This window comes from Pedobacter sp. Bi27, from assembly GCF_918698255.1.
In the GTDB taxonomy this organism is placed as follows: domain Bacteria; phylum Bacteroidota; class Bacteroidia; order Sphingobacteriales; family Sphingobacteriaceae; genus Pedobacter.
Genome location: NZ_CAKKMW010000004.1, coordinates 655,539 through 676,978, shown reverse-complemented (window position 1 = coordinate 676,978; position 21,440 = coordinate 655,539). Strand labels below are relative to the sequence as shown.

Here is a 21,440-nt window from a genome sequence, read left to right as displayed (position 1 = left end):
AATAAAATTTGAATATGAAGAATATATTAAAGTTTGCCTTGGTTACCCTTGCTGTTATAGTTGTAGAACACCCTGCAGATGCGCAGTGGACAGGGCCGAAGAGCAAACCTACAAAAGAAGTTGAAGTTAAATACGGAACCCTAACACCGCCACACCGTACCGATGCTGACATGGAAGCCTTTCGCAGTTATGGTTTAGGGCAGTTTATCCATTGGGGAATTTATTCTATCGCGGGTAACGAATGGAATGGGGTAAGTGCAAGGGGAGGTGCAGCAGCATCAGAATGGATCCGCTCTTGGGGCGGGCCTACAGCACCAAAAGATTGGGCCAAAACTTACGATAATCTGTACAAACAGTTTAACCCGAAAAACTTCGATGCCAAACGCTGGGCTAAACAAGCTAAGGATATGGGCGCGAAATATGTGATTTTTACCACCAAACATCATGATGGCTTTGCACTTTGGCCAACCAAATATTCTGATTATAATGTTTCTGCATCGCCGCATAAAAAAGATATTGTAAAACAGATTGTAGATGCTTATACCGCCGAAGGTATTGATGTATATCTCTATTTCTCGATTTTAGAATGGAATAACCCAAATTATATGGGGAAAGCTCCAAAAACAGACGAAGAGAAAGAAAAATTCGGTAAATTTTTAGCTTATACCCGAAACCAGCTTTTAGAGCAATTGGATAACTATCCGAAAATTAAAGGTTTCTGGTTTGATGGTACCTGGGATGCCTCGTGGAAAAGTGCCTACGAATTTACCTACAATTTAGAAAAAGAACTCCGGGAAAAACATCCTGGATTAATTATCGGCTCGCGTTTCCGTAACGATGAACATGGCTCAAGACATTTCGATTCGAATGGTAATATTTTAGGAGATTACGAACAAGGCTGGGAGCGTAAGTTGCCTGTAGAATTTGAGTGGTTAAACGGTAACGATTGGGATGCGGTAATGACTATCCCGCCAAACGGTTGGGGATATATGAAAGATTGGTCCGGGATTTATACCAAAACCACCGACGATTTATTGGATATGCTGATGCGTTCGGTATCAATGAATGGCAATTTTGTACTAAACTTTGGGCCCGATGGCAATGGAAATATGCATCCCGAAGAGGATAAAATTGCAAAGGAAATTGGCGAATGGATAAAAATAAATGCCGAGGCGGTATATGGGGTGCGCCACGCTGCATTAAGTCCTTCTAAATTAGGCTACTTTACTCAAAAAGATGATAATCTTTATTTAACTGTTTTTAACCAACCCGTAAATGGTATTGTGCGCATTGCGGTGCCTAAAAATGCCAAACAGGTTCCAGGTACAGCTGCACTTTTAGTGAACAGTAAGAAATTAGCCTTAAAACAAGCAGACCTTGGTTTGGATCTTGATAAAAATACCTATTACGATGTAATACTGCCAAAAGATTTTCAATCGAACAAAGCATTTGTAATTAAAATGAAACTGGTGGCGCCAAAAGGAAAAGCAGCAAAGTTAATGGATGCAAAAATGTAGTCAGATTGGCCTCTCGTTAAATTTTTACTCCAAAGGTTTAAGCAAACTATGCTGTTGTTAGCGATCAAACCGAGCTTCACGATAAAAGGAGGCATTAGCCGAAAGTCTATAACCGGTTTTGATTTAAGATTTAAATGTAAACGACATGGTAATGAATCGGTTGATTAGTGCCCGAATTTTACCTTCTATACTAATCGTGCATTAGACTGGTTATCTGATGTTGCGCCTGGTAAATACATTTATTTGGTTAGTTAATGATTGCGTAGCGATGGATGTTTCTACGCAATCTTAATTTTAACCTAATGGTAATACATCCATATCATAATTATCAAATCAAACAATCCTTAAGCCCCATATCTTAATATAAACACAGGTGTAATAATGTAAGTCGCGGGTGCGGTAATATAAATCACGGGTGCGGTAATATAAATCGCGGGTCCAATAATATAAATCGCGGGTGCAATAATATAAATCACGGGTGCGGTAATATAAATCGCGGGTGCGGTAATATAAATCACGGGTACGGTAATATAAATCACGAGTGCAGTAACATAAAACGCGCTATTGGCCTGATACATTTAATATTGAATTAAAACTGCATCGTAACTTTAACAATTTCATAACGCTAGCTAACTATCTTACTAATAACATCGGTTCATCTTTGTTAAAAGACCCTAATCAAATAATAGGATAATTTAAGCACAATGATATGAGACTGATTTCTTGCGTAGCACTATTAATGGTTATACCAGCAATTGGACTTTTAACCAAAGCCGATAAATTTACTGAAGATAAAAGGCCTGATATTCAGCTGGATGAGTATATTGTAAATGATTCAGCCTCATTAAAATTGTTTAATCATGTTGATACGGCTGCTAAATTTGAGGGTGCACCTGTTGTATTTACAACTGATTATCGGTTGAGTTTTTTTAAGCCTATATATCTCAACTCAGCTCCCTTATTTACAGTTCATAAAATAAAGTAACGCAGCTGCGCTAAGAAAAATATTAAAAGGAGGTCGCTATTATAACTAGACTTGGCTTATTAGTTCCCTTGTTCATTAGTCGCTTTCATGTCTGAAAAGGAGACAGATCATATGGTGTCAGATATTTCTATCTGACACTTTGTTTGATCCTTTATTCCAGTTTCTAAATGGTTCTCACTGCCAGATGGTAACATCTGGCGGCACGTTTAAGTTCGAAAATCAAATTACTTACCTTCCCACCAGGCCAAAGGAAACTTAATCTCATCAACGGAGCTTGCAATCATATCGGGTTTAAAAGCATAATGCCCTAAAGTATCTTTGCTTGAGATGCCCGAAAGTACCAGAATGGTTTTATAGCCCATTTGTACACCTCCTTGTATATCCGTTTCCATGGTATCGCCAATAACTGTAGTTTCGCTGGTTTCTAATCCTAAAAATTTACGTGCCGAGCGCATCATCACCGGACTTGGTTTGCCTGTAACAAACGCTTTTCTGCCGGTTGCTTCCTCAATCATGGCCGTGGTTGCGGCAATGCCTAAATTATTCCATCCTGGTTTTTTTGGCGATGGATCTCTGTTGGTCGTGATAAATTTAGCGCCTGCAAGAATCATATCAACAGCACGCTGCACCATTTCGAGCGTAAAGTTTCTACCTTCTCCCAGTACCACAAATTCTGGATCGGTGTTTACCAAAGTAATACCATGATCGTGTAAACTGCTTAATAAACCACCTTCTCCCAATACATAAGCGGTACCATTTGGGCTTTGGTCGGAAAGGAATTTACCTGTAGCCATCGCACTGGTGTATACATGGCTTTCTTCTACCTTTATACCTAATCCTTTAAGTTTACGTACCACCTCCAAAGCTGTTCTCTGGCTATTGTTGGTCATAAATGCAAAAGGAATATCTTCATCAATTAAGTTTTTAATGAATTTATCAGCACCAAATATCAATTCTTCCCCGCTATAAATCACCCCATCCATATCTATTAATAATCCTTGTTTCATGTTTTTGTAGATTTAATCTGTTTACGTGCAAACTTAATATTTTCTTGTTCAACCAATGTTAAATAAAGTCTTTTGAACAGTCAGTTTTTTGCCTAAATTAATCCCTTTGTGTTTAAATAGTATTTTTTTCTTGTTTATTTATTTAATAAAAAAATAATGTTCGAATTGTAGCATATCCTCAATTTCTACCGTATTCATAGAAAATTAAATTATGAAAAACGCTTTTAAATTAACCGCCGGCTTGTTGATGATATTAACCATCCTGAGTGCATGCAAAAAGAAAACGGATAACCCAATGGATTTTACTATTGATGCACAGAATCTAACGCCTTGTACAGAAGGAAGCTGCCTGTTTGAGTATGTAAATTATGCAGCAATGGCCGATCAGCAGATGGCACTTACCACTGGCCAATACCGGATTTTTCTGGCTACCAGGAGTAATAGTTTCAGCACCACACGGGTATATATCCAAGCGCCTATGCAAGGTGATAAATTTTTATTAACGGATGCTGATATTCTGGCTGGAAAGGTAAAACATCTGTTTTCTTGCGCTTCATGTGATTATTTCAACTTAACTCCAATTGCAGGTACAGTTAAAGGAATTAAATTGGCTAACGCTAATAATTCAGGCGAAAGATGGTTGCTGGATGCTTATATTGTTGTAGCAGCCGAAAAATCTAAAATACCTTTAGATACCATCCACATTAAACAATATTTTAATTTAGCAGTAAAATAAGATGAGGCGCTTATGTAATAATTAAATGTACATAGGCGCCATTTTTCGCCAATAATGGGGGCGGTGTGCATTGCTCTCCCAGGTATGAAACTGATTGGGTATACCTTTCTCCCATAACAGGCTGCTTAGATGTTGATTTCCACTCAAAAACGGATCAGTTTCGCCCACAGCAAGAATAATTTCCATATTTCTAACTGCTGACAGCAATCGATCATCGTTTAAGTTAGCAATATACTGCGCTGGCATATTAAAATAAACTTTTTCGTCGTGAAACCCGTTCAGTAGGTCTCTAAAATCGCCGATATTGTCTGTAAGGTCATATCTACCACTTATACCAACGGCTTTTTTAAATAACCAGGGATATTTCATGGCCAGGTTTATGGCATGGTAAGCGCCCATGCTACAGCCTGCGGTTTCTACGTAATCGCCATCATTTTTCTGATAGATAAGCGATAATACTTCTTCGAGGAGATATTTTTCATATTGTAAATGCCGGTCTATGCGTACAGATGGAAATACCTCATCGTTATAAAAGCTTTCTCCATCTATACTATCCACGCAGAAAATTTGGAGTTCACCATTTTCAATCTGTGTACTTAATGAAGCTATAATTCCCCAGTTTTCGTAATCGTAAAACCTGGCCATACGGGTGGGGAAAAAGATAACTGCTCTTCCGGCATGGCCGAAAACCAATAGTTCCATATCCCGTTGAAGATTACTGCTGAACCATTTATGATATTCCCTGTTCATTGACTTCAATTCTTTTGCGGAAAATTAAGGCATGTATGTTATCGGGATATTAATTAAGCGTAATGATTAACCTAATTTCTCTTTAACAGTAGCTGCCCATAAACGATAACCTTCTTCACTCAGATGCAATCCATCGTGATCGTAAAGTGCAGGGTCTGGGTTGCCTTCTTTGTTGAGCATTTTCTTAAATACATCAATAAATTTCCAATTGCTATTGAGTTTAATGATTTCGCTTTCGATAAGGTTATTGGTATATCTAAACTGATCGGCCATTTGCCAGCGGGTGAGACTGGGTTTTAGCGATATAAAATAACAGGGCAATATGCCAAACCGTTGGTTAACTTTAACCATGAGCTGCTGGAAAAAGATAAATATCTCCTCAGGGTTTCTGCCATCGCCAAGATCGTTATCGCCTGCATATACCACAAGCGCCTTTGGTCTGTAGTCCATCATAATCCGCTCAAAAAACCATACACATGCTGCTAACGTAGAGCCGCCAAAGCCTAAATTGGTTACTTTCATGTCATCAAAATCATCTTCGAGACTATTCCATAATCGGATAGATGAACTGCCATAGAAAATAATACCAGGATGCTCCCGATCTAAGCGATGTGCCCTTTCCAATTGTTTAACTTCTTCTTCGTACCAGTACATATGGTTAAAGATAAAAAGATCTGCCTGTTGAAGGAATGTATTGTATGTTAAGTTTATGTTATTAGGTGTTGGTTTATTGGTTCATTAGTCATTTGTTCATTGGTCATTTGTTCATGCGCATCGCTCAATTTTACAGGCGCTCAAAACTTAATGTCACCAACTTCTTGATGATGAAGTAAATAAGACTTTAAGGGTTTTACCATTAAGGCAACAAGAATATTAAGTTTGAATTATCGCCCTTAACTTAATAGCCGCTAAATTGTTTCCGGTTGCCCCATTTTTTTTAGGATGCGGTAGTGGGAGCGAAGTGCCGATAAGAAGGTAGTGTTTTCATGGTAAGGCAATCCAAATTCTAACGCAGTTTGTTTTACAATTGTGGAGATCCGTCCATAATGCACATGACATATTTTAGGGAAAAGATGGTGTTCTATCTGTCGGTTCAATCCACCAAGAAAAAATGCTGATATAGGCGATTGAGTTGCAAAATTAGCTGTAGTACGCATTTGGTGCTCGGCCCAGGCTTCTTCCATATTGCCTTCTGCATTGGTTATTGGGAAAGTGGTTCCTTCTACCACATGAGCAAGTTGGAAAACCAATCCCATAGTTAAGCCCTGAGCCATATGTAACACCACAAAACCTATTGCAATCTGCCACCAGGCAAGCGGCATAACCAGTATCGGTAAACCAATAAAAATAAAATAGTACAGAAACTTATAGAAAAAGAGGTTAAAGTATTCAACCTTCGGATGCTTGTTCTGGCAGGCACCTACACTTTTTTGAAAAAACTTTTTATAATCTTTACGAAACACCCAGGAAAGCGAAGCCAGGCTGTATAAAGGGAAAGCATACCATTGCTGGAAACGCTGGTGTGGTTTTAATTCATCTTCTGTACAGATGCGTATAAGGCCTGGTGCCACTTCTATATCTTCGTCATGGCCCGGTATATTGGTATAGGTATGGTGTACCACATTGTGGGTAATGTTCCACACATACGGATTGGCGCCAACCATATTAAAAAGAAAACTGAAAAAAGAATTGATGCGTTTAGAACTCGAAAACGAACCGTGAATGGCATCGTGGCAGATATTAAAACCAATAAATGCACAAGTTGCACCAAGTAAAACGGTAAGTCCCAAAAGTATAGTGCTATGCACGTTTAAAAGGAGTATGCAAAAGTAAAGTGCCAGAAATATAGTAAGGAAAAGAAAGGCTTTGAACCACATCAGCACATTAGCATTGATACTTCTATTGTTTTCTTTAAAGTCGTTGTTTACTCTGCGGCGAACTTCCGAGTAAAATGTATTCCCTGCTAAACATGGGAATTTTGCTTTTGATTTCATGATCCTGTGCGCTAATCTACCCCATGTACGAGGTCGATAACTCCAAGTTCATTAAGCTTTATGTATAACCTGGCCAATTGGCCAAGCTTTGTTATAAACGTAAACTACTGTGTTTTAGTTTTCGGCGAAGATAATAAATTAACCGTGAAGCATCTGGCAATCATCTTAAATAATTACAACTTTCTTAACAAGAAAGTAAATTAATTTACAGACAATGGTTGTATCAACAAATTAATAATGAGGTGAAAGCAAAAAGTAAGGATAAAATATTGGACACTAATATTTTAGCTCCAGACTATATTCAATCGGAGAATTCAATTTAATTAAGATACAGACTACTCACTGTAGTTCCTCTTACTAGCAGCATAAATATGGTACCAAATGTAAAAACTCCATATTAATACCACTGTGCTATAAACCAATTCGGGTTCAAATGAATCCCTGGTAATTAACAGCGCAATGGAGGAGATCAGGGCAGTCAGGAAGAAATAAAGAATATTTTTCATAACGTACTGATTTAATGAATGTTGGATTTAGTAAATATAATAAAATATCTCCTTTGGGGCAAGTGTTTTACGAAATAATTTACCTGATTCTGATGAAAACGCTTTTTTATCTTATTTATAAGGTGTTTTTTCTTCATTTAATTTGTGTTTTACTTGTTTTTGTGCGTAATTATAGCGGTTTGAAGCTTATTTAGTTATCCACAGTAATTAGTTTGAATTGTTGCTTTAATTAATGCGGATCTTTATCAGGATAACGTGTGTGGAGTTGTTTTACTTTAAAATGAAGTAAATAAGTTTAGCGGCCTAGTAAGTAAAAGTGTCAAATGGTTAAGAATTAACTTGAAATGCACAAAATTGTGGCACAAGAGAATTTATATTTTTTTGTAAGTTTACGCGGCACAACCACCAAGAAACCAATAACACACAAATGATTAAATTTTCTTTAAGCTTAATTTCTTTTACACTAGTTTTTTTTGGATTAAGAAACTTCTTTAGCGAACCAAAAGTACAACGCGTATCACCCCCTGATTTAACGATAACCAATTTCGCAGGACCTGATGTTACACCCAGCCCAGCTTGTTTAGCCGTAGCACCAACCGGAGAAGTATATGTTGGTGTTGATATGATCGGCTCTTTAGGTAAAGATCCTGGTAAAGGCCATATTCTTAAATTAATAGATAAGGATAACGATGGCAAAATGGACGAACATGTAGATTTTGCCGAAGTGGATAATCCACGCGGTATTATTGTTCAAGGCAGCCAGGTTTATGTATTACATACCACTTTTTCTAAAGAAACAAAACAGGCTACGGGCATGAATTTAGTTGTTTTCGAAGATAAAGATGGCGATGGAAAAGCCGATGGACCTGAAAAACCGCTTATAGAGCATATCAGTAATGCGAAATATATCCGCGAACGTGGTACCGACCATGCTACTAACGGTATCAGAATGGGAATTGATGGATGGATTTACATTTCCGTTGGAGATTTTGGATTCCATGATGCGGTAGACCGTTCAGGTAAAAAACTAACCATGTTAGGGGGTGGAATTATGCGTGTTCGTCCTGATGGAACTGAAATGGAAGTATATACACATGGTACACGTAATGTTTATGATGTTGCTATCGATCCTTACATGAACGTTTTTACCAGAGAAAATACTAATGATGGCGGTGGATGGAACGTTCGTTTCTCGCACCACATACAATCTGGAGAATATGGTTACCCTGTGTTATTTCAGAATTTTACCGACGAAATTATTCCTGCACTTGCAGATTTAGGTGGAGGATCGGGTACCGGTGCATTATTTATGGATGAACCAAACTGGCCTGAACAATATAACCATGTACCAATGATGGCCGATTGGGGCAGAAGCATGCTTTATATTCATAGAGTTACCACTGATGGCCCAACCTTTACGCAGAAAGATGAAGAGTTTATTAAACTTCCTCAGATTACTGACCTTGATGTAGACGGTTCAGGAAGACTTTATCTATCGGCTTGGGATGGCGCTGGTTATTCTGGCAGCCCTAATAAAGGCTATATTGTTCGTGCAGTGCCAAATAACTGGACATACAAAGCTTTTCCTGATGTTAAAAAAGCTTCAATTAAAAAACTAACCGAACTGCTTAAATCGAATAGTGCAGTAGGCCGTTTAACCGCTTCGCAGGAATTGGTTTTGCGCAACAATAAACAAGCTATTGCAACGGCCTTAAAAGTGGCTTCCGATCAAAGTTTAGCGCTTGATGTCCGTATAGCCGGTATTTATACCTATGCACAACTCACCAAAGAAAACGGTATTGCAACTTTAGTTGAATTTACTAAAGATAAAGCAGTTAAGGAATTTGCCTTAAAAGCACTTGCAGATCGTAAAGCCAATATAGACAAAGTACCAGTTGAGCCATTCTTAGAGGGTTTAAAGGATCCTTCTCTTCGTGTTCAGGCTGCTTCGATAATTGGTTTGAACCGTTTGGGCAGGGCAGAAGTTGCCAATGTGCTTTTACAAACCAAGGTACCTGCTTCATTTACTGCACCTGCCAAAGGTACCGAAGGTCCTCACGCAACACCAAATTCAGCCATTATTTTGCCTCACTTAGCTGTGAGGGCTTTAGTTGATCTTCAGGCGGTAGATGCTTTGCTTGCTGCAGTTAAAACTGAAAATTCTACCCTTGCGCTTTGGGCATTACGTTATATACATACCGAAAAAGCGGTTAACGGGCTGATCGAAAACTACAAACAATCGACAGATGAAAAATTAAAACAGCAGATCCTGGTTACCTTGGGCCGTTTGTATAAAAAAGAAACTGTCTACGATGCTTCTTGGTGGTGGGGTACACGTCCCGATTCACATGGCCCATATTTTAAAGCAGTTTCATGGGAAGGTTCTCCTATTATCGAAAAATTCCTGAAAGAAGAGGCTACGAAAGCCGGAGCACAGGGAAAACAGTTTTACGTTGATTTAAATGCGCGTCAAAGGATGGATATCCCTGAATTTGCCGAAGAAGAAAAAGTAGCTGCAGCGGAAGAACCAAAAATTGATCTGGATAAAATCAAAAATAAAAAAGGCCAGGTGGGCAAATCATCTATCGAAGATGTACTGTTGGCTATCAATAAGTTACAGGGCAATCCGTTGAAAGGAAAAAATATTTTCAATAGTCAGGGTTGTGTAGCCTGCCATAGTTTAAGTAAAAGTGAGAAAATGAAAGGTCCTTTTATGGGACAGATTGGCTCTATTATGAACCGTGAGCAGATTGCAGAATCGATATTAAAACCTAATGCTTCCATTTCTCAGGGATTTGCTTCGGTAATGATTACTGCCAAGGGCGACCGTACTTATATGGGCTTTATTACAGAAGAAACAGCTGCCAAAGTGGTGGTTCGTAATATTGCGGGAGAGGTTTTTACCATTAAGGCCGGCGATATCCTGTCGAGGAAAGAAATGGAAACTTCGATGATGCCAGAAGGTTTGGCCAATTCATTGTCATATGAAGAACTGGCTTCGTTAGTTTCTTTTTTATCTGAACAAAAGAAATAGTTTCTCATATAAAATTTGAGAATGGTGATCCATAGCCCATGAAAAAAAATAAGCTTATCACAATTATATGTACCATCATAACCTTGTTTTGCTCAACGTTTGCAGTAGGGCAGAACAAGGAAATTGATTCGACTTTTAAGATGCCTTCGCATCCAAGGTTATTGATAAGCCATGAGCTTGAAGAACAGATCTTAAAAAATGTAAAGCGCGATGCGAAGTTTAAACAAATCCACCAAGCCATACTATCAGAAGCAGATCATGTTTTAAATAAACCCGTATTAGAGCGGGTGATGATCGGTAAACGTTTGCTTGATGTATCTAGAGAGGCACTTAAAAGGATTTATTACCTCTCTTATGCTTTTAGGCTTAACCATGATAAAAAGTATGTAGCCAGAGCAGAAAAAGAAATGTTGGCAGTTTCTGGTTTTAAAGATTGGAATCCAAGTCATTTTCTTGATGTTGGTGAAATGACAATGGCTTTATCAATAGGATATGATTGGTTATATCAGGATTTACCCCAATCAACCAGAAGTATAGTTGCCCTTGCCATTCTCGAAAAGGGAATACAGCCTTCAACAAATAATAAATACAATAACTGGTTAAATGTTACCAATAACTGGAATCAGGTTTGTAATGCAGGCATCTCGTTTGGTGCAATAGCTACTTTTGAAGAGCATCCGGCCTTGTCTGCTAAACTGATTAACCGGGCAATAAAAAGTGTAATCCTACCCATGCAACAATATGCTCCCGATGGTGCTTATCCGGAAGGTTATGGATATTGGGAATACGGCACTTCTTTTAATGTGATGTTAATCAGTGCTTTGGAAGGTGTTTTTTATCAGGATTTTAATTTAAGTGCTCAGCCAGGTTTCCTTAAAACAGCTGATTATCTGGTTAATATGACAGCTCCTTCGGGCAAACCTTTTAATTATTCGGATAGCAGGGCGGTGGCAGAATTTAATCCCGCACTTTTTTGGTTTGCATCGAAACTGAATGATCGTGGTTTGCTTTGGGTAACTAAAAAACAGCTCGATGAGCAAATGCCATTAGAGAATAGGTTACTGCCATCGGCAATGTTGTGGGGAGCAAAACTATCGCTTAATAACATTCAGCCTAAAACTGCACACTTTTGGATCGGAAATGGCCCTAACCCCGTTGCTTTGATGCGGAGTTCATGGACAGATCCGCTGGCTACTTTTGTGGGCTTTAAAGGTGGCTCACCCGGTGTTAGCCATGGTCATATGGATGTAGGCGCTTTCATCGTGGAATCGCAAGGGCTGCGTTGGGCAATGGATTTTGGAATGCAGGAATACGAATCGCTCGAATCGAAGGGCATTAACCTGTGGGACAGTAAACAAAATGCAGAGCGCTGGAAAATATTCCGCTACAATAATCTCGCACACAATACCCTTTCAATTGATAGTACTTTTCAGCTTGTTAAGGGCAATGCTGCCTTCATCAGTAGCGCTGATAACAGCCTGTTTATGAATGCTGTTGCCGATCTGAGCAGCTTATATGCTGATAAACTAAAAAAATCAATTAGAGGAGTGGCTTTGATCAATAAAAAAACGGTGCAGATCCGCGATGAAATAACCGTAGGAAACAACGATGTAACCCTTCGGTGGTCGATGGTTACACCTGCTACGGTACACATTATTGATAAGCATACCGTCGAATTAAGTTATAAAAACAAAAAATGTTATCTCTTTGTAGATACCAAAAGTGAAATTAAAATGAAAACCTGGTCAACAGATCCGGGAACCGATTATGATGCTAAAAATCCGGGGACTTCTATTATAGGATTCGAAGTAAGGCTCAAAGCTGATAGCGAACAAGCCATATCAGTTTTTCTAGATGCCGCAAAACCATCACAAAAGAAATTTTCTGCTAAACCGATAGCCAGCTGGCCTAAAAAATAAATAAGCTTGGTTGCTATTGTGTTTTCAGCTTTACCTCCTAAGGCTTGATTTTATTGATAATTCTTTCTAAAAGCTATACTCCTGAATTTTATTGTTATTACCGAGCAATTTTTATCATAAAAATGCATCAGTTGTTTTGGTTTAAAAAAACAAAACTTACATTTAGCGATTAAATCTATATACCTAGTCGATGAGCAGATCGGGCAGGTATTACCACCAGTTATGGAAGACCATTTTTTTGAACAAATTATTAAGAACCCTCTTGAACAACCAAATATTCCACCCAATGAAGTAATATCCCTTTGGGCAGAAAAGCTAATTCAAGTGCTTTTTCCTGAAAATTCTCCTAAAGTATTTTCAACAATTATAGATGTAAAGGAATATGTTGCTGTTTTGGAGCTTGAACTTTATGATATCATATCGGCGAGTTGTAAGCTTAAAAATAGCGAATGTAAAAATGCAGCAGGTCAGTTTTTTGAAGAACTGCCAGAACTTTACCGTGTATTGAACACCGATATAGTAGCCATTTATGAAGGCGATCCGGCTGCACAGAGCAGGTTTGAGGTAATCAGAACTTATCCCGGTTTTTATGCCATTTGTTTCTACAGAATTGCCCATATGCTTTATAATTTCGGTATACCACTGGTTCCGAGAATTCTTACCGAATATGCCCATTCTAAAACCGGCATTGATATCCATCCGGCAGCCAGTATTGGCGAATACTTCCATATCGATCATGGAACTGGGATTGTTATTGGCGAAACCAGTACAATAGGCCGTTATGTGAAACTTTATCAAGGGGTAACACTTGGCGCTTTGAGTGTTAAAAAAACATTAGCGGGCAGCAAACGCCACCCAACAGTAGAAGATAGGGTAGTAATCTATTCTGGGGCAACCATACTGGGCGGTGAAACCACCATTGGGCACGATAGCATTATCGGGGGGAACGTATGGCTTACTGAAAGTATCCCAGCTTTTTCTACGGCTTATCATTCTCCAATAATTACCATTAGAAACCATAAAGAAACCAATTAATATATTAAAATATGGCAGGAATAATCGATCTGATTGGAAATACGCCAATGGCTGAACTTCAAAAGCTGAATATTAACCCGGCGGTAAGGGTATTTGCCAAATTAGAAGGAAACAATCCTGGGGGGAGTGTTAAAGATAGAGCGTCGCTTAATATGATCAGAAGTGCGATAGAACGTGGCGATATAACTCCTGGAACTAAACTGGTAGAGGCCACAAGTGGTAACACCGGAATTGCATTGGCTATGATTGCAAGTTTATATAACTTGGAAATTGAACTGGTTATGCCAGCCAATTCTACGCGCGAACGTAAGGTAACGATGGAGGCCTTTGGTGCAAAAGTAACCTTATTAGAAAGTATAGAAGAATGCAGGGATTATGCAGAAGAAAAAGGCGTTTCAAAGGGATATTTTTTATTAAATCAATTTGCAAACCCTGATAATTACATGGCCCATTATAAAACAACCGGACCCGAAATATGGAGAGATACAGAAGGGCAGATTACGCATTTTGTAAGTTCTATGGGAACAACGGGGACCATTATGGGCTGCTCCCGATTTTTTAAGGAAAAAGATCATAATATTCAGATTGTAGGCTGTCAACCTACTGAGGGTTCTTCTATTCCAGGTATCAGGCGTTGGCCTGAAGAATATTTACCAAAAATATTCGATCCGCTACGGGTAGATCGGGTAATGGATATTGCGCAGGAAGAAGCAACCTTAATGTCGAGAAGAATGGCTAAAGAAGAAGGTTTGTTTGCAGGCATGAGCTCTGGTGGTGCCTGCGCAGCTGCTTTGAAACTTGCTGGTGAACTAGATAAAGGAACCATTGTTTTTATCGCCTGTGATCGGGGAGACCGCTACCTGAGCAGCGATCTTTTTGGTTGAGCATAAATCACTAATCTTGTTGGGCTTTTTTTGATAAAAGCATACCAACCCTTTGAATAATGATTTCCATGTCAAATGGTTTTTCTATGTAATCATCCCAATGCGTTTTGTAGTAAACACTGTCATGTATGCCATTTCTTGATGACATGAGCAGGATAGGAATGGATCCATGAATGGATAGTTTTAGTTCTGTACATATTGCCCTTCCATCGGTCAGACCAAGCAAGATATCTATTACAATAACATCAGGTTGGAACGAAGCTACTTTGGCATGTAAATCCATCGTACTGGAAAGATTCATCGTAATGTATCCTTCAAATTCGAAGATCATCCTTATGGCATCAAGTGTTGCAGGGTGATCTTCAATAATTAATATTTTCGGTTGGGATAAAGAGAACATTTCTTTGGTTTATGAATTAAGGAAAGCTAAGATTACCAGTACCTCGCTTTTTAAGCAATAACTCAAATATTTTCGAGTCTGTTCTGGTGAGGCTATCAAGAGAATTGCGCAGGCTCTGGTTTACCAGGCTTAAATTGGTAAACATCGTTCTTAGGCTATCGTTTTCATCTCGTAGCTCCAAAAGCTCATTGGCTATGCCCCCAAAATCTCTAATCCAGCTTTCAAAACAGTTTTTGTCAATTGCTAATGCATTATAAATTTCTTCAGGATCTCGGCCGTTGTAAAATTCTTGGATGCTCTCGATAATTTTAGTAGGGGTGTTATTCGGTTTCATGGTTGGTTCCAGATGCTGTTTGTGCGGAAGACTAAACCGTCCCCTGTCTAAACCTCCTGCGGCACAGCATTTTATTTTTAAAAGTTTTCGTTAAGGGAACAGGGACAAAGAAATAGAGCGTTTAAAGATTATCAAAATTTTTGTCTACGCATTAATACGCACAAACTTTAAATATTTGGATTTCAGGTAGTAAAATAAAATGTAATTGGTATTCGGTTCATTATATATAGTTTTTGATGAATTAGCGTTTTAAATAAACCATGCCGCCAGGCGTGTAACAAATCATCCCGGAAAAGACCGTTTCTGTCGGCATGGTTAAAATATGAGTACAATACAGACAAAATGCATTAAGCCTGATTGTTAAAAAAACGGTATCGCACCGCTTGTACTCTATACAGCTATATGCAAAGAGGGTGCGGCATGTGGATCTTCGCAATACGCATTTCTACGCACAGGTATTCAAGTTGTTGTAATAAAGTATGTTAACTGGTTTGTGCTAGTTTAGTTTTGAAATAAAGGCGAAGAAAAAGTAAGTTATTTTCGTATATTATTTAGGACGATTTGGTGAGATCTAACATCCAGGCATGCATATTCATTTCGCCATCTATCCCCAGTTTTTTACGAATTCTATATTTGCGGCTTTCTACAGCACGTACACTAAGTTTGCAGGTTCGGGCAATTTCTTTAGTATCAAAATTTAACATGATGTAAGCACAAAGAGTTAATTCAGCCGGTAGTAGTTGTGGCGAAATCTGAAGTAATCTTTCGATAAAGGTAGATTCAGCCTCACTAAACCGTTTCATAAATGAAGGGTCTCTGGCGTGTGCAAGTTCAATAAGTGCTTTTAAAGAAAAATGTTCAACAGGTTTTTCTGTTTTTGCATCGAGCTGTTTACGGTAACCCTCCACCTGTTCTTGAAGCATAATACGTTGCCTCCGAAAATGCGCATTATGTCGCGTCAATAACCTTAATCGTTGGCCATAAAGACCGAGGCTGATGAGTATTCCTTCAATTATTCCCGCTAAAGTGAGTAAATTATAACTGTAAGATTGAAAGGGTATTAATTCAGATAAACAAAAAACAAGGTAAATAGAAGCTAAGGCAACGGGGATCCATCCCAGTACGTAACACCAGATAAGAGGATTTTTTTTAGCATAGCCGCGGATGATAATCACTTTAACGCTACTGAACAGAAAAAGTAATGAGGTTAATAAAAATAAAAGATGTGTAAGTAAATTGGTGATGCTTCTGGCATCCCATAAAGAGCAGATTAGGATTAAACCCCATCCAAACATTAATACTTTGAAGAATTTATTGAGTTGCGGAAGTTGGCGTTTAAGTTTTAAAAAATAACTGTTAAACAAAATCGTAGCAATGTAACCAGCCGCAATAAAAAAGTGGGCGTGCACTAAAATAAACCTGGCTATCGAAGGGCCAAGCAATAAGCTATAACCTTGCAGATAACAGACCATTACAATGAAATAAAGCAAAATGATCCTTGCTATATATAGCGCAAAGAGTTTACTCCGTGTAACAACGAACATAAAAACATGAAAAATGAGAATCATCAATGCAATACCCATATAAATAGGTTGCACGCTATGTGCTTTAAATAAAGCATGGTTTAATACCGATTCGGTAACAAGTTTAACGGGTACAAGTAAAGTATTCATCGCCCGCATCCTTACGTACACTTCGCCAATTGGTGTTTTTACCTGTTTTAAGGGGAATACATAGCCGGTACCCAGAATGTTATCATTTTGTTTCAGGCTGAACATGCCAGCGCTTATCTGGTTTATCATCCCGCGTTCATCGTGATAAAATACCGTAATAGAATCGATGTTTGCATAATCGATAAACAGATAAGGAGTGGTTTGATTATTATTGTTAAAACGGAGCTTCATCCACCATACTTTACCGCTGGTGCCACCGTTAAAAATTGCTGATTTACCTTTTGAAAAACGTTTTGGCTTAAATTGCGCTACCTCTTCAACAGATGTTGTTTCGAGCGTGTCCTGCCAAAAGTATCCCGCTTTGCCAATGTTAACAAAAGTTTGTTTCTCCACCGGGATCACCGGTTGAGCTATGCAAAGACTGCTTTCTATCAAAAAAGCAATAAGAATAAAAATGGTCTTCATTAATTAAACCAATGTAAAAAAGCTGGGATGACTTATTACAGGGGAGAAATTATAGCTTTATAATAGAAATTCCAAATTTTATCTGAAAAAAGAACATCATGTTAATGGTTTGGCATTCGCTTCAAATTTGTATTTTAGACCAAGCCCCAAATTATATGCACCAGCTGATTATACAATACGCTTTCTTGCTTGCAATTATTCTGTTTGTGGTAATGCTCGCACAAAAAATCCGTATAGCATATCCTATTTTATTGGTAATTGCAGGTTTAGCCTTAAGTTTTTTACCCGTACTTCGTAATATCGAGATCGAACCAGAACTCATTTTTGTAATCTTTTTACCTCCATTGTTGTATGAAGCTGCTTGGAATACTTCATGGAAAGATTTCTGGAAGTGGCGTAGGGTAATCAGCAGTTTTGCTTTTCCAATTGTTATTCTTACCTCAAGTATTGTTGCGCTAATTTCTCAAAGCCTGATTCCGGGTTTTACATGGGCCCTGGGTTTTTTGTTGGGTGGTATTATTTCTCCGCCAGATGCGGTATCAGCATCAGCCATACTTAAAAATGTTAAAGTGCCTAAAAGGCTCACTACAATATTGGAAGGCGAAAGTTTATTAAACGATGCGTCCAGTTTAGTGGTGTTCCGCTTTGCTTTAGCCGCAGTAATGACCGGAAGTTTCGTGTTTAGTAAGGCTGCTGGTAATTTTGTAATTGTTATTGTAATGGGAATTTTGGTCGGAATTGCAGTAGCCTTAGTTTTTTACGCTTTGCACAGATGGTTGCCAACCACTACAAATATTGATATTATCCTTACTTTTTTAACGCCATATGTAATGTATATAACCGCAGAGGAGTTTGGCTTTTCTGGTGTATTGGCTGTAGTGAGTGGCGGTTTGTTTCTTTCGGCCCGCAGAGACCAGATTCTTACCCACCGAAGCAGGTTGCAGGGGATAAATGTTTGGGAAGCGGTAGCTTTTGTGCTGAATGGCTTTGTTTTCTTGTTAATTGGTTTAGAATTTCCAGTAATTATTCGTGGTTTGGGCAACGATGGGCTTTTACCAGCCATCCGTTACAGTGCCATTATTTGTGCAGTTTTAATTGTTACGAGGTTGGCCAGTACCTATGGCGCTTTATACTTTACGCGATTCATTAGTCGTTATATTACCACTGCCGATCCCAATCCAAGCATGAAGGCACCCTTGCTTTTTGGCTGGGCAGGAATGAGAGGAGTGGTTTCTTTGGCTGCAGCGCTTTCTATTCCGGTAGCATTAAAATCAGGCGAAGCTTTCCCTCAGCGTAACTTAATCTTGTTTATCACTTTTAGTGTAATATTGGTTACTTTAGTTTTGCAAGGTTTAACCTTACCCGCATTGATAAAATGGGTAGATATGCCCGATCCCGATTATACCGTTCCTTTCGAGCAACAAAAACAAATGGTGAGAAAGAAATTATCCATGTTGTCACTTAAAATCCTGGATGAAAAGTATCACGATGCCTTATTGCATAACGATATGATCAGATCGATAAAAATTCGCATTGAGGCAGAAATGGAATTATTGAGAGATTGGGAAAAAGAAGAAAACATTTCAAGGTCTGACGGCTTTTATCACGACTATCGCATTGCACTTGAAGATATTATGGCTGAACAGCGTATTTTGTTGAAAGGACTAAATAAAAAAGAGCAGATTAATGATGAGCTGATTAGAGAACAATTAGAGCTGCTTGATCTGGAAGAAGAAAAACTTCGCAGGCATTTTAGTCATCGGGATATATAATCATCAGACTTCTTTTACTATACAATTTCTCAGTTTATGCAATTAAATGTATAATAATAATGGAGTGATGTATCCACATTGTGCGGCGTTATACATACATGTTTACACTACATAGCTGTAATTTCGGAGGTCGTTCACCTGATGAAATAAAGCTATGAAAATAAACTACTTTTTAAAAAGAATCATTTTATTGATGTTCTTGGGCCTGACAATGGCTTCTTGTAAGAAAAATATCAACGAGCATCCAGAAGATAGCGGTAAAAAACAAACCGTGAAATTTATGGTTAAGGGAGCTAATGATGACCTTGGAGCATTGGGCACTGAGGCAAATGTGCCGCTTAAGAATCTGATTAAGCAATTAACCATTGTAGTCTATCAATCTTTTACCGGACAAGAGTATACCCGGATTACCCAACTTGCTACCGATCCTAATTTTGGTGAGCTTAGTTTAGATCTCCCGCTCAATACCTATAATTTTGTAGCCATCGGTTCACGGTCGTTATTTGGAATCAATCAGTTTTATCAAGGTGCTACCAATACCGTTATTTTGCCCTTTAATGATGGAAACATGCAATATTGGCAGCCCAATCAGTCCCCATCCGAAAAATTGTATAAAACAGATGATACATTTGTGGCAACCATTATGAATACTATAAATGCCAACCAGACTATTAATTTAAACATGGATAGGATTGTAGGTAAATTGGAAGTAATTGTAGAGGATGTGGCGAATTATGAAGTTGATGTAAATAACGAAGCAACAGGTTATCTATTTGCTGCAAAAACGTCATTTGGCAGTATTGAAAATGATTTCGGTTATATCGTAAATAACACAAAAGGTCCTATTAGTATTTATATTCTCCGCACAGATAAGCCTTTAGAAATTGAAGTAAGCGGAGGTGGAAAAAGGCGATCGCTTTCTGTACCTGTTTATAAAAATAAAAGGACAGTAGTAAAGGGCAAATTATTGGAACCTATTGGTAAAGTTGGGTTTAGCTTTGTAATTAATGATAAATGGCTGGCCGATACTACACTCGTAACATTTTAATGCGACTTATTGGATTTTGCATGTGTATAAATGGGATGTTAAACAACTGCAATGATTGAAATATAATCATATATTTGCTAATTAATTTAGTAAGTATGTCGGTAAAGGTTAATATTACTTCAAAGGGAATACAAAAGGTTCTTAAAAATTATAATGAAAGGCAGGCTATTGCGGAGTACATTTGGAATGGTTTTGATGCCAATGCGAACACCATACGGGTAGATTACGAAGCAAATTCACTTGGCCTTTTAGAGCAGTTAACTATTGCTGATAACGGTTATGGTATTAATTTTGATCGCTTACAACAAAAATTCGATCCTTTCTTCGAATCTGAAAAATCCATTCAGATTGTAGCGCCGAAGCATACCTCAAAAATGCATGGCCGTAATGGAGTAGGGAGGCTTACTTTTTTTACTTTTGCACATGATGCCGTTTGGCACACCACTTACCAATCAGAACAAGGGTTTCGTTATGGCGAAATACACATTAGTACCGGTGGTTTAAACAGCTATAGTCACGATTTTACCACCGCTCCAAGCAGTTCTGGTGAGACTGGAACCACGGTTTCATTTACTAATCTAAGGATCAGTCAGCAAGATGTAGAAGAAACGGTACTTCCTTTTCTGATAAACGAATTCTGTTGGTTTATTGAATTGAACAGGGATAAAAATTATTCGGTCATTGTAAATGGCAAAACATTGGATTTTAGTAGCAATGTTAAAACTTTAGAAGAGTTTAATCTTTTTTACCCCGATACAGCCGTTACTTTTAAGATTAAATACGTTCATTGGAAAGAAAACCTGCATAAAGAACTGTCTAAATACTATTTTTTGGCAGGTGGTGAAGAAATTTATAAAGATTACACCACCCTAAATAAAAAGAGCGACGATTATTTCCACAGTGTTTATATCGATAGTGATTTTTTTCGTGATTTCGATTTTAAGAGTTTTGAAAATGAAGGACAGGTGGCCATATTTGGAGCCGCTAAATCTTCGGCGGAGTACCGGTTTCTAATTAAAGCGTTAACAGAATATCTTAAAAGTAAACGTAAACCTTTTTTAAAAGAATATGCGAACCGCCTGATTGAAAGTTACGAGCAAGATGATATATTTCCCGTTTATGCTACCGAAAGAGAAAAAGAATTAAGGAAGCCAGCGCTGGTTAATTTAATTAAGGGATTATATGAAGTAGAACCTAAATTGTTTAGTAGTTTAAATACCGATCAGAAGAAAACTTTTGTACGCTTGATTGATCTTTTAATGCGCGCTAACTTGCGTGATGAGATTTTTGAAATGTTCAATGGCATGATCGAATTGGAAGCCGAAGAGCAAGATGAGCTATTGAAATCGATAAAAGGCCTTGAACCAGCGAAAAATTAGAT

At 38.2% G+C, this 21,440-nt stretch carries 18 protein-coding genes; 10 read left to right on the top strand and 8 right to left on the bottom strand.

Annotated elements, in window-relative coordinates; all coding sequences use genetic code 11:
* Positions 1–14: 14 nt before the first annotated feature.
* Both LQ227_RS16775 and LQ227_RS16770 read left to right on the top strand, forming a co-directional pair.
* Positions 15–1,517 (top strand): alpha-L-fucosidase, encoded by a 1,503-nt coding sequence (locus LQ227_RS16775; RefSeq protein WP_230150035.1) that lies wholly within the window; start codon positions 15–17, stop codon positions 1,515–1,517.
* 709 nt (positions 1,518–2,226) lie between these two features.
* Positions 2,227–2,502, top strand: coding sequence for a hypothetical protein (locus tag LQ227_RS16770; RefSeq protein WP_230150033.1), 276 nt, complete (start codon positions 2,227–2,229; stop codon positions 2,500–2,502).
* 224 nt (positions 2,503–2,726) lie between these two features.
* On the opposite strand, the gene LQ227_RS16765 is transcribed toward LQ227_RS16770, so the two are convergent.
* On the bottom strand, positions 2,727–3,509 hold the full coding sequence (locus LQ227_RS16765; protein ID WP_029280385.1) for an HAD-IIA family hydrolase: 783 nt from the start codon (positions 3,507–3,509) through the stop codon (positions 2,727–2,729).
* 211 nt (positions 3,510–3,720) lie between these two features.
* On the opposite strand from LQ227_RS16765, the gene LQ227_RS16760 reads away from it, so the two are divergent.
* Positions 3,721–4,245: a hypothetical protein gene (locus tag LQ227_RS16760; protein ID WP_230150031.1), complete on the top strand. Its 525-nt coding sequence runs from the start codon at positions 3,721–3,723 to the stop codon at positions 4,243–4,245.
* A gap of 21 nt (positions 4,246–4,266) precedes the next feature.
* On the opposite strand, the gene LQ227_RS16755 is transcribed toward LQ227_RS16760, so the two are convergent.
* The 4 genes from LQ227_RS16755 to LQ227_RS16740 form a co-directional block, all read right to left on the bottom strand.
* Entirely contained in the window at positions 4,267–4,995 is a 729-nt protein-coding gene (locus tag LQ227_RS16755) for an esterase family protein (protein ID WP_230150029.1), read from the bottom strand.
* A 66-nt stretch (positions 4,996–5,061) separates the two neighbouring features.
* Complete coding sequence (locus tag LQ227_RS16750; protein WP_230141773.1) at positions 5,062–5,649, bottom strand: GDSL-type esterase/lipase family protein; 588 nt, start codon at positions 5,647–5,649, stop codon at positions 5,062–5,064.
* A 254-nt stretch (positions 5,650–5,903) separates the two neighbouring features.
* Positions 5,904–6,989: an acyl-CoA desaturase gene (locus LQ227_RS16745; RefSeq protein WP_230150027.1), complete on the bottom strand. Its 1,086-nt coding sequence runs from the start codon at positions 6,987–6,989 to the stop codon at positions 5,904–5,906.
* Between the two features lie 335 nt (positions 6,990–7,324).
* The gene (locus LQ227_RS16740; protein ID WP_230141769.1) at positions 7,325–7,495 is read right to left on the bottom strand and encodes a hypothetical protein; all 171 of its coding nucleotides are present in this window, start codon (positions 7,493–7,495) and stop codon (positions 7,325–7,327) included.
* 427 nt (positions 7,496–7,922) lie between these two features.
* On the opposite strand from LQ227_RS16740, the gene LQ227_RS16735 reads away from it, so the two are divergent.
* From LQ227_RS16735 to cysM, 4 genes are all read left to right on the top strand, one after another.
* Complete coding sequence (locus tag LQ227_RS16735) at positions 7,923–10,529, top strand: c-type cytochrome (protein ID WP_230150025.1); 2,607 nt, start codon at positions 7,923–7,925, stop codon at positions 10,527–10,529.
* Positions 10,530–10,567: 38 nt separating this feature from the next.
* Positions 10,568–12,448, top strand: coding sequence for a heparinase II/III family protein (locus LQ227_RS16730; RefSeq protein WP_230150023.1), 1,881 nt, complete (start codon positions 10,568–10,570; stop codon positions 12,446–12,448).
* Positions 12,449–12,670: 222 nt separating this feature from the next.
* Positions 12,671–13,483, top strand: coding sequence for a serine O-acetyltransferase EpsC (epsC, locus tag LQ227_RS16725; RefSeq protein ID WP_230141762.1), 813 nt, complete (start codon positions 12,671–12,673; stop codon positions 13,481–13,483).
* A gap of 11 nt (positions 13,484–13,494) precedes the next feature.
* Entirely contained in the window at positions 13,495–14,367 is an 873-nt protein-coding gene (cysM, locus tag LQ227_RS16720) for a cysteine synthase CysM (protein WP_230141760.1), read from the top strand.
* A 10-nt stretch (positions 14,368–14,377) separates the two neighbouring features.
* Here the strand turns inward: cysM and LQ227_RS16715 are convergent, their stop codons facing one another.
* The 3 genes from LQ227_RS16715 to LQ227_RS16705 form a co-directional block, all read right to left on the bottom strand.
* Positions 14,378–14,767: a response regulator transcription factor gene (locus LQ227_RS16715; RefSeq protein WP_230141752.1), complete on the bottom strand. Its 390-nt coding sequence runs from the start codon at positions 14,765–14,767 to the stop codon at positions 14,378–14,380.
* A gap of 16 nt (positions 14,768–14,783) precedes the next feature.
* A complete protein-coding gene (locus LQ227_RS16710; RefSeq protein WP_230141751.1) occupies positions 14,784–15,101 on the bottom strand; it encodes a hypothetical protein in 318 nt (105 codons plus the stop codon).
* Positions 15,102–15,652: 551 nt separating this feature from the next.
* A complete protein-coding gene (locus LQ227_RS16705) occupies positions 15,653–17,239 on the bottom strand; it encodes a 7TM diverse intracellular signaling domain-containing protein (RefSeq protein ID WP_230141749.1) in 1,587 nt (528 codons plus the stop codon).
* A 155-nt stretch (positions 17,240–17,394) separates the two neighbouring features.
* Between LQ227_RS16705 and LQ227_RS16700 the strand changes: the two genes are divergently transcribed.
* From LQ227_RS16700 to LQ227_RS16690, 3 genes are all read left to right on the top strand, one after another.
* Positions 17,395–19,011 carry a Na+/H+ antiporter gene (locus tag LQ227_RS16700; RefSeq protein WP_230150021.1) on the top strand — a complete coding sequence of 539 codons (1,617 nt, stop codon included), beginning with the start codon at positions 17,395–17,397 and terminating at the stop codon, positions 19,009–19,011.
* A gap of 154 nt (positions 19,012–19,165) precedes the next feature.
* The gene (locus tag LQ227_RS16695; protein ID WP_230141744.1) at positions 19,166–20,059 is read left to right on the top strand and encodes a FimB/Mfa2 family fimbrial subunit; all 894 of its coding nucleotides are present in this window, start codon (positions 19,166–19,168) and stop codon (positions 20,057–20,059) included.
* Between the two features lie 95 nt (positions 20,060–20,154).
* Positions 20,155–21,438: an ATP-binding protein gene (locus LQ227_RS16690; RefSeq protein ID WP_230141742.1), complete on the top strand. Its 1,284-nt coding sequence runs from the start codon at positions 20,155–20,157 to the stop codon at positions 21,436–21,438.
* Positions 21,439–21,440: the final 2 nt, after the last annotated feature.

What these genes read in the sequence shown, in the direction of transcription:
- LQ227_RS16775 (WP_230150035.1), top strand. Translation starts at nt 15, where the DNA reads ATGAAGAATATATTAAAGTTTGCCTTGGTTACCCTTGCTGTTATAGTT.
- LQ227_RS16770 (WP_230150033.1), top strand. Translation starts at nt 2,227, where the DNA reads ATGAGACTGATTTCTTGCGTAGCACTATTAATGGTTATACCAGCAATT.
- LQ227_RS16765 (WP_029280385.1), bottom strand. Translation starts at nt 3,509, where the DNA reads ATGAAACAAGGATTATTAATAGATATGGATGGGGTGATTTATAGCGGG.
- LQ227_RS16760 (WP_230150031.1), top strand. Translation starts at nt 3,721, where the DNA reads ATGAAAAACGCTTTTAAATTAACCGCCGGCTTGTTGATGATATTAACC.
- LQ227_RS16755 (WP_230150029.1), bottom strand. Translation starts at nt 4,995, where the DNA reads ATGAACAGGGAATATCATAAATGGTTCAGCAGTAATCTTCAACGGGAT.
- LQ227_RS16750 (WP_230141773.1), bottom strand. Translation starts at nt 5,649, where the DNA reads ATGTACTGGTACGAAGAAGAAGTTAAACAATTGGAAAGGGCACATCGC.
- LQ227_RS16745 (WP_230150027.1), bottom strand. Translation starts at nt 6,989, where the DNA reads ATGAAATCAAAAGCAAAATTCCCATGTTTAGCAGGGAATACATTTTAC.
- LQ227_RS16740 (WP_230141769.1), bottom strand. Translation starts at nt 7,495, where the DNA reads ATGAAAAATATTCTTTATTTCTTCCTGACTGCCCTGATCTCCTCCATT.
- LQ227_RS16735 (WP_230150025.1), top strand. Translation starts at nt 7,923, where the DNA reads ATGATTAAATTTTCTTTAAGCTTAATTTCTTTTACACTAGTTTTTTTT.
- LQ227_RS16730 (WP_230150023.1), top strand. Translation starts at nt 10,568, where the DNA reads ATGAAAAAAAATAAGCTTATCACAATTATATGTACCATCATAACCTTG.
- epsC (WP_230141762.1), top strand. Translation starts at nt 12,671, where the DNA reads ATGGAAGACCATTTTTTTGAACAAATTATTAAGAACCCTCTTGAACAA.
- cysM (WP_230141760.1), top strand. Translation starts at nt 13,495, where the DNA reads ATGGCAGGAATAATCGATCTGATTGGAAATACGCCAATGGCTGAACTT.
- LQ227_RS16715 (WP_230141752.1), bottom strand. Translation starts at nt 14,767, where the DNA reads ATGTTCTCTTTATCCCAACCGAAAATATTAATTATTGAAGATCACCCT.
- LQ227_RS16710 (WP_230141751.1), bottom strand. Translation starts at nt 15,101, where the DNA reads ATGAAACCGAATAACACCCCTACTAAAATTATCGAGAGCATCCAAGAA.
- LQ227_RS16705 (WP_230141749.1), bottom strand. Translation starts at nt 17,239, where the DNA reads ATGAAGACCATTTTTATTCTTATTGCTTTTTTGATAGAAAGCAGTCTT.
- LQ227_RS16700 (WP_230150021.1), top strand. Translation starts at nt 17,395, where the DNA reads ATGCACCAGCTGATTATACAATACGCTTTCTTGCTTGCAATTATTCTG.
- LQ227_RS16695 (WP_230141744.1), top strand. Translation starts at nt 19,166, where the DNA reads ATGAAAATAAACTACTTTTTAAAAAGAATCATTTTATTGATGTTCTTG.
- LQ227_RS16690 (WP_230141742.1), top strand. Translation starts at nt 20,155, where the DNA reads ATGTCGGTAAAGGTTAATATTACTTCAAAGGGAATACAAAAGGTTCTT.